Source organism: Paraburkholderia sp. (assembly GCF_004298475.1).
GTDB lineage: Bacteria > Pseudomonadota > Gammaproteobacteria > Burkholderiales > Burkholderiaceae > Paraburkholderia > Paraburkholderia denitrificans.
The window spans coordinates 67,909-82,278 of the sequence record NZ_SCRP01000017.1 but is presented as its reverse complement, the minus strand read 5'-3'; the positions used below and the strand labels follow the sequence as shown (position 1 = coordinate 82,278).

Below are 14,370 nucleotides of genomic sequence, written 5' to 3'. Positions count from 1 at the left end.
CGCCCGCATCAGGGCGCCGCGATCTTGCGCCGTTGCGGCACGATAATGCCCGCGTAGTCGGGCAGCGCATCGACCGGCACGCCGATCGCCTTCGCATAGAGCGGCATCATGTCGGGCAGGCGCTTGACGACGTCGGCGCGGCGCGCGCTCGTGTACGGATGCACGTAGATGAAGCCCTGATCCCGGTCGTTCTTCGTCGCCGCGGCGAGCTTGTCCCAGAGCGTCACCGCTGCGCGCGGATCGAAGCCCGCGCGCGACGCTATGTCGCTGCCGATCACGTCGGCTTCGGTTTCGTCGGCGTGGCCGTAGTGCATTTCGACGAGCTGCGAGCCGATGCCGAGCGGAAACACGCCCAGATCGGCGAGCCCGAAGAGCTGCGGCACGCTGCCGGACTCGATCTGCGCCGCCTGCTGTTCGCCGAGGCGCTCGCGCACGTGCTCGCGCACCGCATGCGCGATCTCGTGGCCGAGCAGCATGCCGAATTCGTTGTCGTTGAGCTTCACGCGGTCGAGCAGGCCGCCATACACGACGATCTTGCCGCCCGGCAGGCAGTACATGCGGATATCCGGCGACCGGATCACCGCCACCTCCCATTTCCAGTTCTTCACGCGCTCGCCCCACTTCTGCGTGAAGGGCGCAAGGCGGTTCACGAAGAAGCGCACGCGCTCCACATGCGGGTCGCTGTCGGGATAGAGCCGGTCGGAGTGGGCCGCGCCGCGCACGATCTCGGCATATTCGGCGGCGGCCTGCGCCTCCAGCATCGGCGAGGGGATCAGGTTGCGGTACACCGCGCCATTGCCGAAGCGCACCTGGCGGCCCGTGCTCATGCTCGGGGCGGGCGCGCGGGCGGCCAGATCGGAGGCGTTTTGCACCGTGGATGCGGTGGGCCCGGTCGCAGCGACAGCGTTCGCGGCCTGCGCGCTGCCCGCGTGCAATGCCATAAACGCCGCCATAAACGCCAACAGCGGCGCCGCCGCGAGTGTCAGTGTGCGTGCACCGTGCCGACGCGGGCGGCGGGGCGCCGGTTGCGTTGCGGGCACGGCAATGTGCTGCGGGGTCACGACCTGATTCTCCACGGGGCGATGCGAACCAGCAGGAGCATACCCGGTACAGCGAGCGCCGTGCAGAGGATGAAGTAGTCGAACCAGCCGATCTTTGCGACCAGATAACCGCTCGCTGCGGATGCAAGCGTGCGCGGCACGGCGGCGAGACTCGTGAAGAGCGCGAACTGGGTGGCCGTATAGCGCGGATCGGTGGTGCTCGCGATATAGGCGGTGAACGCGGCGAGCGTGAGACCGGTCGCGAACGTCTCGAAGCCGTAGACGAGCGCGAGCGCCACGGCGCGCGGATCGAGCGAGAGCTGCAGGTTCAGGCCCAATACGCTTGCGACCTGCGACACGGCATGGCTCGTGGCGACGACAGCGTCGTAGATCGCCGCGAGCGACGGCGAGCCGGGCCCGAGTTGCGCGAGCCATGCGAAGCCGAGCGTCGAGACCATCTGCAGGAAACCGAAGATCCACAGGCCGCGCCCGATGCCGATCTTCACGAGCGCCACGCCGCCGACGATGCCGCCCGCGAGGCTCGCGCCGAACGCCGTCATCTTCGCGATCACGCCGATTTCCGTGCGCGAGTAGCCGATGTCGAGGAAGAACGACGTCGAGAGCGTGGTGGCCATCGTGTCGCCGAGCTTGTAGAGGAAGATGAACGCGAGCACGAAGAGCGCGCCCTTCCAGCCGTCGCGGCGCACGAATTCGACGAACGGCTGCACGGCCGCTGCACGCAGGCTCTTCGGCGGCGTGCCGTGCACCTCGGGCTCGCTCACCACGAGCGCCATGATCATGCCGGGAATCATGAACGCGGCCGTGACGACGAACACGGTCTGCCACGGCAGGTGATCGGAGAGGATCAGCGCGAGCGAGCCGGGCACGAGCGCGGCGATCTTGTACGCATTCACGTGCACCGCATTGCCGAGGCCCTGCTGCGTGTCGGTCAGCAGCTCGCGCCGGTAGGCGTCGATGGCGATGTCCTGGCTCGCGCCGAAGAACGCGACGAGCGCCGTGAGCGCGGCCACCGTCCAGATCGCGTCCTTCGGCGAGACGAAGCCGAGTGCCGCGATGGCGAGCGCCACGAGAATCTGCGTGACGAGCATCCAGCCGCGCCGGCGGCCCGGACGCCAGCCCGGCAGGCGCGGCACGTAGCGGTCCATCAGCGGCGCCCAGACGAACTTCCAGGTGTAAGGGAACTGGATCAGCGCGAAGAGGCCGATCTCCTTGAGGTTGACGCCCTCGGAGCGCAGCCACGCCTGCACGAGATAGACGAGCGTGAAAAGCGGCAGCCCGGAGGTGAAGCCGAGAAACACGCAGATCAGCATGTGCGTGTTCAGATACGCCCGCCAGCCGGGATGTTCTTCGTGCGCGTCTACGTGAATGTTGCGGGCGGGTGCCTCGTGGGGCGGATTCGGCATGTCGTCGTCAGCGGCGGCGGCGGTTTTTGTGGATCTGAGTCGAAAAAACACGCCGCGCTGCCGGCGACGTTATTTTTTCCGTACGCGATAGACCGCAAGACTACCACGCCAGTTCACGCCCCATCGAACGGTCTGGCCGCCGTGCAGTACGGCGCGGTCAAGAATTTCGACACCCGCTTCGGGGGCGAGCGCCTCGAAATCCTTCACGGTGAGCACGCGCACGTTCGGCGTGTTGTGCCACTGGTAGGGCAGCGACTTCGAAACCGGCATGCGTCCGCGCAGTACCGAAAGCCGGTGCGGCCAGTAGCCGAAGTTCGGGAACGAGACGATGCATTCCTTGCCCACGCGCGCGGTCTCGCGCAGGATCGCGGCCGTCTGGTGGATGGTCTGCAGCGTCTGCGAGAGGATCGCGAAGTCGAAACTCGCGTCCTCGAAAAGACGCAGGCCGTCTTCCAGGTTCTGCTGGATCACGTTGATGCCGTTCGTCACCGAAGCGAGCACGCCCGCATCGTTGATCTCGATGCCGTAGCCCGTGCATTCCAGCTCTTCGCCGAGCAGCGCGAGCAGCGAGCCGTCGCCGCAGCCGAGGTCGAGCACCGTCGAGCGCGGCTCGATCCAGCGTGCGATCGTGCGGAAGTCGGGACGGGCGGAAAGACGGTCGAAAGCGCTCGGGTTCATGCGCCCACCTCGCTGGCAATACGTTCGTAGTAAGCGCGCACGACGTTGTGATAGCGCGCGTCGTCGAGCAGGAATGCGTCGTGGCCGTGCGGCGCGTCGATTTCCGCGTAGGTCACCTGGCGCTTGTGGTCGAGCAGCGCCTTCACGAGTTCGCGCGAGCGCGCGGGCGCGAAACGCCAGTCGGTCGAGAAGCTCGCCACGAGGTACTTCGCTTTGGTATGCGCGAGCGCGCGGGTGAGATCGCCGTCGAACGCCTTGGCCGGGTCGAAGTAATCGAGCGCGCGCGTGATGAGCAGGTACGTGTTCGCATCGAAGTAGTCGGCGAACTTGTCGCCCTGGTAGCGCAGATACGACTCCACCTCGAATTCGACGTCGAAGTTGAAGTTGTATTCGTCGACGGCGCCTTCCGCGCGGCGCAGCGCACGGCCGAATTTCTCGGCCATGTCGTCGTCGGAGAGATAGGTGATGTGGCCGATCATGCGCGCCACGCGCAGGCCGCGCTTCGGCTTCACGCCGTGCGCGTAGTAGTCGCCGCCGTGGAACTCGGGGTCGGAAAGAATCGATGAGCGCGCAACTTCGTTGAACGCGATGTTCTGCGCGGAGAGCTTGGGCGTCGACGCGATCACGATGCAGTGGCCGACCCGGTCGGGATAGCGCGTGCTCCAGGCGAGCGCCTGCATGCCGCCGAGGCTGCCGCCCATCACGGCGGCGAATTTGTCGATGCCGAAGCGGTCGGCCACGCGCGCCTGGGCGTCCACCCAGTCCTCGACGGTGACGACCGGGAACTTCGCGCCGTAGGGCTGGCCGGTCGCCGGATCGACGCTCATCGGACCGGTCGAGCCGAAGCACGAGCCGAGGTTGTTCACGCCGATCACGAAGAAGCGGTTGGTGTCGAGCGGCTTGCCGGGCCCGACCATGTTGTCCCACCAGCCGACGTTTTTCGGGTCGCCTTCGTAGACGCCCGCGACGTGATGCGACGCGTTGAGCGCGTGACAGACGAGCACGGCGTTGCTGCGTGCGGCGTTGAGCGTGCCGTAGGTTTCGACGACGAGGTCGTACCCGGCGAGCGACGTGCCGTTCTGCAGGCGCAGGGGTTCGTTGAAATGCAGTGTGTGTGGAGCGACGATGCCGATCGATTCCATTCGTTCCGCCTTGGTTTTTCGGGGCGGCTAGACGGTGTCGGCGGGCGGGAATGCGGTGGGTTGGCTCGGCTGACGACCTCTTTAGCCGCATTTGTAATGAACCCGGCAGCCGTGGCTTTCGGGTTCGCGCGCCCGCAATCGAGTCAGCAAATCGGCGCGTCGATGTCCAAAGACAAGCGCAGAGTATAGCGGAAATTGCGCCCCGGCAATGCGGTGAATCGACCGGGGCGGCGAATCAATGCGCGCGCGTGCCGTCGTGCCGACGCGAGCGCGTTACTGCAGGATCACGCGAATCTGCTCGTCGGCGTGCTCGACCGGCGAGCGCGTGAAGCCGCTTTGCGCGTAGCGATGCCAGCAGCCGATCACGTAGCGCACGACCAGGTTGGCGCGCATGGCCGGATCGTACCCCTCCGGTAGCGCCGTTGCGCCGGGGTTGTGCGCGCGCTCGTTGCCTTCGGCGACGCCCACGCGCAGGCACTGGCGCAGCGACGCCTCGATGCGGTCGAGCATCTGGTTCACGCGCTCGGCCAGCCGCTCGTGCTCGCCCACGAGCGCTTCGCAGGTCAGCACGCGCGTCATCCCGGCGTTCTTGGTGGCGAAGTTGATGAGCATGAGCGCGATGGCGCGCGCCTGCAGCACGCCGCTCGGCTCCTTCGCGACGATCTGGTTGATGAGCGCGAACAGTGTCTGTTCGATGAAATCGATGAGCCCCTCGTACATCTGGGCCTTGCTCGCGAAATGGCGGTAGAGCGCGGCCTCGGAAACGCCGAGCCGCGCGGCCAGCGCCGCCGTCGTGATCTTTTCGCCGCGCGGCGTTTCGAGCATCGACGCGAGCGTCTGCAAAATGTGAATGCGGCGCTCGCCCGGCTTCGGGCGGCCGGTGCGGTGCACTACGCCCGAGGGCGCTGGTGTTACGACTGCGTCACGCGTGTCTGTCGGCTGCATGGATGTCGCCCCTGATCTAGCCGCCGAAGTCCTTACCCAGCGGTTACGTCCTCACCCCGTCTGCCGCAGTCGTCCCGACCGCAGGCCAGCGTGTAGCGATTTTAACGAACGAACGCGATGATCGACATAGTGCGGTCTGCCGCTGTTGCCTGCGCCGCTGCCTGCACGACTGCCCGCGCGCATCGCCGGTGCGCGCTCGGGCAGGTGGCCGGTGATCCACACCGTCTGGATGCCGAGCTGCCGGTAGCGCTTCAGATGGCTGCGCGTGTCCTCGATCAGGATGGCATCGGCGAGCGATGCCCCGGCGCGGCGCAGCATCGCGCGCAACATGGCCCGGTCGGGCTTCGCGCGCCAGCCGCGGCGCGTGCGCATGTGCTCGATGGCGACGACGCGTTCGAACAGCCGCGCGATGCCGAGTTCTGCGAGCACCGCGCGCGCATAGGCTTCGGGCGCGTTGGTCAGCACGATCTTGCGGCCCGGCAGCGCGGCGAGGATGCGCGCGAGGCCGCGTTCGGCGACGAGCATCGCGCGCAGGTCGGGGAAGGTGTGGACGACCTTGAGGAAGTCGTGCGGATCGACGGGATGGTGGCGCGTGAGGCCGAGCAGCGCCGCGCCGTAGCGGTGCGTGTAGCTCGTGCGCAGATGGTTCGCGACGTCGTGGCTCACGCCGAGCGTATCGACGATGTATTGCGTCATCGCCTGGTTGATCGCCGGGAAGATCGCGTGCGATGCGCCGTGCAGCGTGTTGTCGAGGTCGAAGAGCCAGACCGGCGTGCGCGCAGCGCGCTGTGGCCGGTGTTGGCGCGCTCGTGCGATGGTCATGGCGGCCCTCAGGGAGCGGTGCCGGAGCGGCGCGTTGCGTGAAACGGCGCGCAACGGCTGCGCCGCGACGGACTGCGGGATGAACGGCGGGATGAACGGCGCGGGCCGGACATCGCGCATGGCGGCGCGAAGATGCGCCGCCGCCAGCTTCAATGCGAGCGGATCATCGTGCCGAACGGCTGCTCGGTCAGGATTTCGAGCAGCACCGAATGCTCGATCCGCCCGTCGATGATGTGCACGGAGCGCACGCCGCTCTTGGCCGCGTCGAGCGCCGACGCGATCTTCGGCAGCATGCCGCCCGAGATCGTGCCGTCTTCGAAGAGCGCGTCGATCTCGCGCGCCGACAAATCCGTGAGCAGATTGCCCGCCTTGTCCATCACGCCCGGGATATTGGTCATCATCACGAGCTTTTCGGCGTTGAGCACGACCGCGAGCTTGCCCGCCACGAGATCGGCGTTGATGTTGTACGAGTAGCCGTCTTCGCCGAAACCGATCGGCGAGATGACCGGAATGAACGCATCGTCCTGGAGCGCCCGCACGACCGCCGGATTGATCGACTCGACTTCGCCCACCTGGCCGATATCGACGTACTGGCCCGGCTGGTCGCGGTCCGGCATCATCAGCTTGCGCGCGCGGATCAGGCCGCCGTCCTTGCCGGTCAGGCCCACGGCGTGGCCGCCGAAGTGGTTGATCAGCGTGACGATGTCCTGCTGCACCTCGCCGCCGAGCACCCACTCGACGACTTCCATCGTTTCCTCGTCCGTGACGCGCATGCCCTGGATGAAGGTGCCTTGCTTGCCGATCTTCTTGAGCGCCTGGTCGATCTGCGGGCCGCCGCCGTGCACGATGACCGGATTGATGCCCACGAGCTTCAGCAGGATCACGTCGCGGGCGAAGCCCTGCTTCAGACGTTCTTCGGTCATGGCGTTGCCGCCGTATTTGATCACGATGGTCTTGCCGTGATACTGGCGGATGTAGGGCAGCGCTTCAGCCAGAATTTCGGCTTTCAGGGTGGGCGCGATCTGCGAGAGGTCGATAGGCTCGGACATGGCGGCGGGAGTGGGCAAAAAGACGGTTGAAACAGGCCGGATTGTACAGGACTGGCGCGCTGCAACAGCGTTTTCGAGACGGTGCGCGGGCGTGCGCGCAACACGGCGCAAAACGGCGCAACGCGCGCCAGGAAGGCGTTCCGGCGTGTACTACGTGCTGCCCAAACGGACTACCAACGCGCGTGCAGGCGTGTTCGAGCCGCCGAGCGAATCCGGGCGTGGCGCTGTGGCATCATCTCCGTACTGCCGACCCCGGCTTCACGATGAGCGCGCCGCCATGACCGCCTCCGTCACTTCCGCCGCCAGTCTCAAATGCGCGCGCTGCCCGCGCTGCGGCCGGGCCTTCGACTGCGGCCGGAACACCGAACCGTTCGATTGCTGGTGCCGCACGCTTCCTGCGCTTGCCGCGAACCAGCTCGATCCGCGCGGACGCTGCCTGTGCCCCGAATGTCTGGCCGACGCGGCAGCGGCCTCCGCCGCCGCCGCCGGGCCGGTCGATGGCGCGGACAGCGGCTCTCGCGTGAGTTGACTGGCGCAACGCGCTGCGTGCGCCCGGCTTGCGATCAGGTCAGCGCACCGGTTCGCGCTTGGGTCAAGACTCAATCAGGCCGCGCCCGCGCAAGCGCCCAGAGATCGGCGGCGACTTCGTCGAGCACCGGCTCCCACTGTCTGAACGCCTTTTGCCGGTACAGCGTCGTGTGCGCGTACCACGGGCTGTCGCGCCGTTCGAGCTGCCAGACCCAATGCGGATTCACGTCGAGCAGCACCCACGTGCGCTGGCCGAGCGCCCCGGCGAGGTGGGCGCTCGACGTGCACACCGAAATCACGAGATCGAGCGCATCGACGAACGCGGCGGTGTCGTCGAAGGTTTGCCACTGGGCGCTGAAATCGGCGATATCGAAGCCCGCGGCGCGCGCGGCGGCGACATCGTCGGTTGCGCCCGGCTGCAGCGAGTAGAACGCGACATCGTTGGTCAGCCCGGCAAAGTGCGCTGCGAAGCGCGCCAGCCCGATGTGCCGGTACGGATTGCGCTGATGTCCGGTGCTGCCCGTCCACGCAAGGCCGACCTTCAGGCGGCGTTCGCCGGCGAGCTGCTTGTGCCAGTGCGCCGCCGCCGCCGGGTCGGACGCGAGGTAGCGCAGCGGGGCAGGGATCGTGTCTTCGCGCGTGCCGAAGTGAAACGGCAGGCTCATCAGCGACACTTCGCAGTCGTGCGGCGGCAGGCTTTCGATGCCGCCGCCCGCGCTGTAGCCGTCGCAGTGGCCGCCGAGGCTGCGTTCGAGCAGCGCGCCCATCTGCGGAAACGAATTCCAGAGCAGGCGGCCGCCTTCGCGATGCACGCGCTCGGCGAGCAGCGGCACGTAGCGGCAGAACTGCAGCAGATCGCCCATGCCCTGCTCGCCCCACAACAGCAGCGTGCGGCCCGCAATCGGCTCGCCTTGCCATTGCGGCTGCGCGAACACCGGCCGTCCGCGCTTCAGCTCCAATGCACCTTGCCAGCGCAGCTCGTGCCCAGGCCAGCCTTCGACGAAACGGCCGCGGACGAGGTCAATCAGGGACAGGTTGAAGCGCGATAAGGGGTCGTCCGGCGCGCAGAGGCAGGCGGTGCGCGCCGCGCGCTCGGCCTCGTCCCAGTTCTGGGCTTCCTTTTGGGCGATTGAGTAATTGTTGAGCGCGAGCGGATCGTGTGGCGCGATTGCGAGCGCGCGCCGGTTGGCTTCGATTGCACGCGCAACGCCCGTGTCGTCCGGCCGTAGCCGCCCGAGGTTGATCCAGGCGAGCTTGTCGCCGGGATTATCGGCAATGCAATCTTCAAGAAGCCGGGCGATTTCCTCACTTTTGCCATTGACGTGAATCAATGCTGCTGCGAGATTATTGCGAAGATTGGGAAATGCGGGGGCGACGGCTAATGCGCGACGGTAAATCTCCACCGCTTCGGCATGTCGATCGGCGACCTGCAGCGCGAGCCCGGCAGCGAAGCTCGGGCCGGCGCGCCCAGGGGTGAGCCGGGCGGCGGCGGTCGTGATGCGGATGACTTCGTCGAGCCTGCCGGCCTCGCGCGCCATATTGACGGCTTGAAGCAGGGATTCGTCGTCGAGCGCGCGCAGCGCGTCGGCAGTCCGGTCGAGCAGTGCGCGGGCGCTGGCGTCCGATGCGGGGTGCGAAGCGCAGTCGAGATAATCGAGAAAGAGCTGCCAGATCGGCTGCAAGACAGGCTGCAAGACGGGCTGTATGGACTGAAATGGGCCGCGGGGGGCGTTGGGCATCGTTTCTCCAGCCGTAATACCGAAGTACTGCCAAGGTGGCTTAGTTTGACAAGCCTTATTGGATCAAATTTTTTCAAGATAATTAATCGGATTCGTCCGAACATGTAAACTCACGCCATGCATCGCATTACCCTTAGTGCTCGCGTCAATCTGGGCCATCTCTTCTGGCTGCGCAGCCTCGCTATCATCGGCCAGCTCTGCACGATCGCCGTCGTGCAGCTGTTCTTTGGCGTTCATCTGCCGCTGCCGGCCATGCTGTTCGTGATCTCGATGGAGGTCGCGTTCAACGGCATCACCTGGATGCGCGTCGCGCAGGATCGTCCCGAGTCCAATCTCGAACTGTTCGGCCAGATCTGGGTCGACCTCGGCGCGCTGTCCGCACTGCTCTTTCTCTCGGGCGGCACGACCAATCCGTTCGTCTCGCTCTACCTGCCTTCGCTCGCTATCGCGGCAGCCGTGCTGCCGTGGTATCTCACGGCCTGGCTCGCCATGTTCGCGGTGGCCTGTTACGTGCTGCTCGGCTTCGACAACGTGCCGCTCAACATGGACAACCCCGCGAACCTGTTCGATTACTACCGCGCGGGCATGTGGGTGAACTTCATGGTGAGCGTCGGGCTGATCGTGTGGTTCGTCGCGCGCATGTCGCGTGCGCTGCGCGAGCGCGAAAACGCGCTGGCCGACGCGCAGCAGAGCCTGTTGCGCGACGAGCGCGCCGTGGCGCTGGGCGTGCAGGCGGCGACCGTTGCGCACGAAATCGGCACGCCGCTGTCGACCATCGCGATGCTCACCGAGGAACTGCGCGACGTGGCGCGCACCGACAAGGCGCTCGCCTCGTACACCGCCGACCTCGATCTGCTCGACCGCCAGATCACACTGTGCACGTCGGCGCTGGCGCGCCTGCGCAGCCGCGCGTCGGCCGAGGACAGCCGCCAGGCGGTGAGCGAGTGGCTCGGCCCGTTCGTCGAGCAGTGGCGGCTGCGTCATCCGCACGTCAAATTCGAGCAGCTCGGCGACGCGCCGACGGATCTGTATCTCGACGACTGCGTGGCGGTCGGCCAGATCCTGACCATCCTGCTCGACAACGCCGCGCGTGCAAGCCGCGATTACGTGACGCTGTGCGCGTACCCTTCCACGCGCTCGGGCTACATCGATTTTGAAGTCCGCGACGCGGGGCCGGGCATTCCGGCGTCGCTGCGCAATACGCTCGGCGCGGTACCCGTGGAAAGCACGCAAGGCGGCCACGGGGTCGGGCTATATCTGGCGTTTTCGTCGGCGGAGCGGCTCGGCGGGTCGATCGACCTGTCGGATGTCGCGACGCTTGCCGCAGACGAAGGTTTCGGCCAGGCGGCTGGCGGCGGAAATGCCGGCGGGAGCGCAGGCCGCGAGTACAAGACGCGCGGCACGCGCGCGGAATTGCGCGTACCGGTGAGTACCGGCGCGTCCGCAACGGCGCACGGCGCGCGTGCGGAAGGCGCGGCTGCAGCGGGTTCAGATTCAGGTGCGGGCCGGCCCGGTTCGGCGCCGCCTAACAACACGGAGAAGCAGGCATGAGCGAGATGAATTTTCTGGTGATCGACGATGACGAGGTTTTCTCCGATATCCTCACGCGCGGCCTGACGCGGCGCGGTTACCAGGTGCAGCAGGCGCACAACGCGGAAGAAGCGCTCCGCTTGGCCAACCAGCAGCGGTTTGGGCAGATCACGGTCGACCTGCATCTGGGCAGCGACTCGGGTCTCGCGCTCGTCGCGCCGCTGCGCGAGCTTCAGCCCGACGCGCGCATGCTCGTGCTGACCGGCTACGCGAGCATCGCGACGGCGGTGCAGGCCGTGAAAGACGGCGCCGACAACTACCTCGCGAAGCCTGCGAACGTCGAGATGATTCTCTCGGCGCTGCAAAACGACGCGAGCGCATCGCAGGCCGATGCGGCCATCGAAAACCCTGCGCCGCTTTCGGTCGCGCGCCTCGAATGGGAACACATCCAGCGCGTGCTGGCCGAGCACGGCGGCAACATTTCGGCGACCGCGCGCGCGCTCAACATGCATCGCCGCACGCTGCAGCGCAAGCTCGCGAAGCGTCCGGTACGCCAGTAAGCGCATTCGTCATTCGCTTCGTCATTCGCGCTGCGGCGCGAGTGCGGCAAATCAGAAGGCAAACAGCAAGGGGCCCCGTGGGGCCCCTTTGCGTGTTGCCTGTGCGGCGCAGCGCTTACAGCACGTAGCGCGACAGATCCTCGTCCTGCGCGACTTCGCCGAGCGCGCGGTCGACATACGCGGCGTCGATGGCCACGGTCGTCCCCGAGTGATTGCCCGCTGCGAACGACACCTCTTCGAGCAGCTTTTCGATGACGGTGTACAGGCGGCGTGCGCCGATGTTCTCGGTTTTTTCGTTGACGGAATACGCGATCTCCGCGAGACGGCGAATGCCGTCATCGGCGAAATCGAGCTGCACGTCTTCGGTTGCGAGCAGCGCCTGATATTGCTTGACGAGGCTCGCATCGGTCGCGACGAGAATTGCTTCGAAGTCCTTCACAGACAGCGAATCGAGTTCCACGCGGATCGGGAAGCGGCCCTGCAGTTCCGGAATCAGATCGCTCGGCTTCGCAAGATGGAACGCGCCGCTCGCGATGAACAGGATGTGATCGGTCTTCACCATCCCGTACTTCGTATTGATGGTTGTGCCTTCAACGAGCGGCAGCAGATCGCGCTGCACGCCCTGGCGCGAGACTTCGCCGCCGCCGCCTTCGGCATTGCGCGACGTGATCTTGTCGATTTCGTCGAGGAACACGATGCCGTTCTGCTCGACGTTCTGCACGGCCTTCGTCTTGACCTCTTCGTCGTTGAGCATCTTGCCCGCTTCTTCGTCCGTGAGGACCTTCAGCGCTTCCTTCACCTTGAGCTTGCGGCGCGTCTTCTTGCCGCCGCCCAGGTTCGCGAACATCGAGCGGATCTGGTCGGTCATGTCCTCCATTCCGGGTGGGCCCATGATGTCCATGCCGACTTGCGGCAGTTCGACGTCGAGTTCGATTTCCTTGTCGTCGAGCTGGCCTTCGCGCAGGCGCTTGCGAAACGTCTGCCGCGTGGCGTTGTCGCCTTCGCCGTGGCTCGCCGTGTCCACCGCCGAGCCGAAGCCGACCGGACGCGCGCTCGGCAGCAGGATGTCGAGGATGCGGTCTTCGGCCTGATCGGTGGCCTTGCTGCGCACCTTGCGCATTTCCGATTCGCGCGTCTGCTTGACCGAAATCTCGATCAGGTCGCGCACGATGCTGTCCACGTCGCGGCCCACGTAGCCCACTTCCGTGAACTTGGTCGCTTCGATCTTGATGAAAGGCGCGTCGGCGAGTTTCGCGAGGCGGCGTGCAATCTCGGTCTTGCCGACGCCGGTCGGCCCGATCATGAGGATGTTCTTCGGCGTGATTTCCTGACGCAGCGGATCGGCGACCTGCTGGCGGCGCCAGCGGTTGCGCAGCGCGACGGCGACGGCCTTCTTCGCGCGCGCCTGGCCGATGATGTGCTTGTCGAGTTCCGAGACGATCTCGGCGGGGGTCATGGTGCTCATCCTGATTCCTTCTCGTCTGTTCGGTCTGCGAGTCCGGTTACTCGATGGTTTCGATCACGCGGTTGTGGTTCGTGTAGATACACATGTCGCCCGCGATTTCGAGCGACTTTTCGACGATCTCACGCGGGCTCAGCTCGGTGTTCTCGACGAGCGCGCGCGCCGCGGCCTGCGCATAGGCGCCGCCCGAGCCGATTGCGCAGATCCCGCCTTCCGGATCGAGCACGTCGCCGTTGCCGGTAATGACGAGGGTGGTTTGCCCGTCGGCGGCGATCAGCATCGCTTCGAGGCGGCGCAGCATGCGGTCGGTGCGCCAGTCTTTCGCGAGTTCGACGGCCGCGCGCGTGAGGTTGCCCTGATGCTTTTCGAGCTTGGCTTCGAAGCGGTCGAGGAGCGAGAACGCGTCGGCCGTGCCGCCCGCGAAGCCGACCATGACCTTGCCGCCATAGATGCGCCGAACCTTCTTCGCGCCGCCCTTCATGACGATGTTGCCGAGCGTGACCTGGCCGTCGCCGCCGAGCGCGACCTTGTCGCCGCGCCGCACGGAGACGATCGTCGTGCCGTGAAATTGCTCCATGTGGGTTCCTCTTTTGACCGTTTGTGCCACGTTTATGCCACGTTAGTGCCGGTGACTGTTTGGGGGATGCGGCCGCTGACCGGGCCGCCGCCGCTGAATTCCGGGGTGCGCCGCGCGCGCTTTCAGGCGCGCTGCGAGGCACATTTCATTCAAGTTTAGGGCGGCGATGGGCAGTTCAAGAGCGCGCGCGGGGGAAAACGCGCCGCACGCGAGGTCAGGATACGCGCGAGCAGGCCGCAAAAACAAAAAGCGCACGGGACTCCGTGCGCTTCTTTGGGGAAGGCGGATTGTGCGGCGCGCACCCGCGGCGGCGCACCAGCTAATCGATCAATCGCCGAACAGCTTCTGGCGCAGTTCGCGGCGCTCCTGCGCCTCGAGCGACAGCGTGGCCGTGGGCCGCGCGAGCAGACGCGGGATGCCGATCGGCTCGCCCGTTTCCTCGCACCAGCCATACTCGCCCGACTCGATGCGCGCGAGCGACTGCTGCACTTTCTTCAGCAGCTTGCGCTCACGGTCACGCGTGCGCAGCTCGAGTGCATGCTCTTCTTCGATCGTTGCGCGGTCGGCCGGATCCGGCACGATTACGGTTTCGCGCAGGTTCTCGGTGGTTTGGCCCGCATTGCGGAGAATTTCCGCCTGCAGCTGTTCGAGCCGGTTTTTGAAGAAAGCGAGCTGATCCTCATTCATGTAATCCTTATCGCTCATCTTCAGGATTTCGGCTTCGGTCAAGAGTCGTTTCGTGGTCATCTGGCTTGCTTCTTCAATGAGTGAGGCAAAACTTGCGCTTGTGCCCGCACTTTTGTGTTGCCCGCAATGGCTTTGTACCACGCGCCATTCGGGCTGACGCGTTGTCGCGCGCGAACGATGCGCTCTC

14 protein-coding genes and 1 pseudogene are annotated in these 14,370 nt (G+C 66.1%); 3 read left to right on the top strand and 12 right to left on the bottom strand.

What is annotated here, in order from left to right; genetic code table 11:
• Positions 1-8: 8 nt before the first annotated feature.
• The 7 genes and pseudogenes from EPN59_RS10065 to argB all read right to left on the bottom strand — a co-directional run.
• Positions 9-812: pseudogene (locus EPN59_RS10065) on the bottom strand (M48 family metallopeptidase); the annotation flags it as partial.
• A 245-nt stretch (positions 813-1,057) separates the two neighbouring features.
• Positions 1,058-2,464 (bottom strand): AmpG family muropeptide MFS transporter, encoded by a 1,407-nt coding sequence (locus tag EPN59_RS10060; RefSeq protein WP_293034154.1) that lies wholly within the window; start codon positions 2,462-2,464, stop codon positions 1,058-1,060.
• Positions 2,465-2,533: 69 nt separating this feature from the next.
• Entirely contained in the window at positions 2,534-3,142 is a 609-nt protein-coding gene (gene metW / locus EPN59_RS10055) for a methionine biosynthesis protein MetW (RefSeq protein ID WP_293034155.1), read from the bottom strand.
• On the bottom strand, positions 3,139-4,284 hold the full coding sequence (locus EPN59_RS10050) for a homoserine O-acetyltransferase (RefSeq protein WP_293045974.1): 1,146 nt from the start codon (positions 4,282-4,284) through the stop codon (positions 3,139-3,141). Before EPN59_RS10050 ends, metW begins: the two co-directional genes overlap by 4 nt.
• Positions 4,285-4,557: 273 nt before the next feature.
• Positions 4,558-5,229 (bottom strand): nucleoid occlusion factor SlmA, encoded by a 672-nt coding sequence (gene slmA, locus EPN59_RS10045; protein ID WP_293034897.1) that lies wholly within the window; start codon positions 5,227-5,229, stop codon positions 4,558-4,560.
• Positions 5,230-5,280: 51 nt separating this feature from the next.
• Positions 5,281-6,051, bottom strand: coding sequence for a pyrimidine 5'-nucleotidase (locus tag EPN59_RS10040; protein WP_293034899.1), 771 nt, complete (start codon positions 6,049-6,051; stop codon positions 5,281-5,283).
• A gap of 149 nt (positions 6,052-6,200) precedes the next feature.
• Positions 6,201-7,100 carry an acetylglutamate kinase gene (gene argB, locus EPN59_RS10035; RefSeq protein WP_293034901.1) on the bottom strand — a complete coding sequence of 300 codons (900 nt, stop codon included), beginning with the start codon at positions 7,098-7,100 and terminating at the stop codon, positions 6,201-6,203.
• A gap of 277 nt (positions 7,101-7,377) precedes the next feature.
• On the opposite strand from argB, the gene EPN59_RS10030 reads away from it, so the two are divergent.
• A complete protein-coding gene (locus EPN59_RS10030) occupies positions 7,378-7,629 on the top strand; it encodes a cysteine-rich CWC family protein (RefSeq protein ID WP_293034903.1) in 252 nt (83 codons plus the stop codon).
• A 70-nt stretch (positions 7,630-7,699) separates the two neighbouring features.
• Here the strand turns inward: EPN59_RS10030 and EPN59_RS10025 are convergent, their stop codons facing one another.
• Positions 7,700-9,310, bottom strand: a complete 1,611-nt coding sequence (locus tag EPN59_RS10025; RefSeq protein ID WP_293045971.1) for a hypothetical protein — start codon at positions 9,308-9,310, stop codon at positions 7,700-7,702.
• A 120-nt stretch (positions 9,311-9,430) separates the two neighbouring features.
• Positions 9,431-9,604 (bottom strand): hypothetical protein, encoded by a 174-nt coding sequence (locus EPN59_RS10020; RefSeq protein WP_293045991.1) that lies wholly within the window; start codon positions 9,602-9,604, stop codon positions 9,431-9,433.
• Here EPN59_RS10020 and EPN59_RS10015 point away from each other — a divergent pair.
• Positions 9,536-10,918 carry an ATP-binding protein gene (locus EPN59_RS10015; protein ID WP_293045989.1) on the top strand — a complete coding sequence of 461 codons (1,383 nt, stop codon included), beginning with the start codon at positions 9,536-9,538 and terminating at the stop codon, positions 10,916-10,918. The two genes, EPN59_RS10020 and EPN59_RS10015, sit on opposite strands and share 69 nt — an antisense overlap.
• Positions 10,915-11,457 (top strand): response regulator transcription factor, encoded by a 543-nt coding sequence (locus EPN59_RS10010; protein ID WP_293034908.1) that lies wholly within the window; start codon positions 10,915-10,917, stop codon positions 11,455-11,457. Before EPN59_RS10015 ends, EPN59_RS10010 begins: the two co-directional genes overlap by 4 nt.
• A gap of 115 nt (positions 11,458-11,572) precedes the next feature.
• On the opposite strand, the gene hslU is transcribed toward EPN59_RS10010, so the two are convergent.
• The 3 genes from hslU to dksA all read right to left on the bottom strand — a co-directional run bounded on the left by hslU (position 11,573) and on the right by dksA (position 14,243).
• Entirely contained in the window at positions 11,573-12,922 is a 1,350-nt protein-coding gene (hslU, locus tag EPN59_RS10005) for an ATP-dependent protease ATPase subunit HslU (protein ID WP_293034910.1), read from the bottom strand.
• A gap of 37 nt (positions 12,923-12,959) precedes the next feature.
• Positions 12,960-13,496 (bottom strand): ATP-dependent protease subunit HslV, encoded by a 537-nt coding sequence (gene hslV / locus EPN59_RS10000; RefSeq protein ID WP_293034912.1) that lies wholly within the window; start codon positions 13,494-13,496, stop codon positions 12,960-12,962.
• A 327-nt stretch (positions 13,497-13,823) separates the two neighbouring features.
• A complete protein-coding gene (dksA, locus tag EPN59_RS09995) occupies positions 13,824-14,243 on the bottom strand; it encodes an RNA polymerase-binding protein DksA (protein ID WP_085228454.1) in 420 nt (139 codons plus the stop codon).
• Between the last annotated feature and the right edge of the window lie 127 nt (positions 14,244-14,370).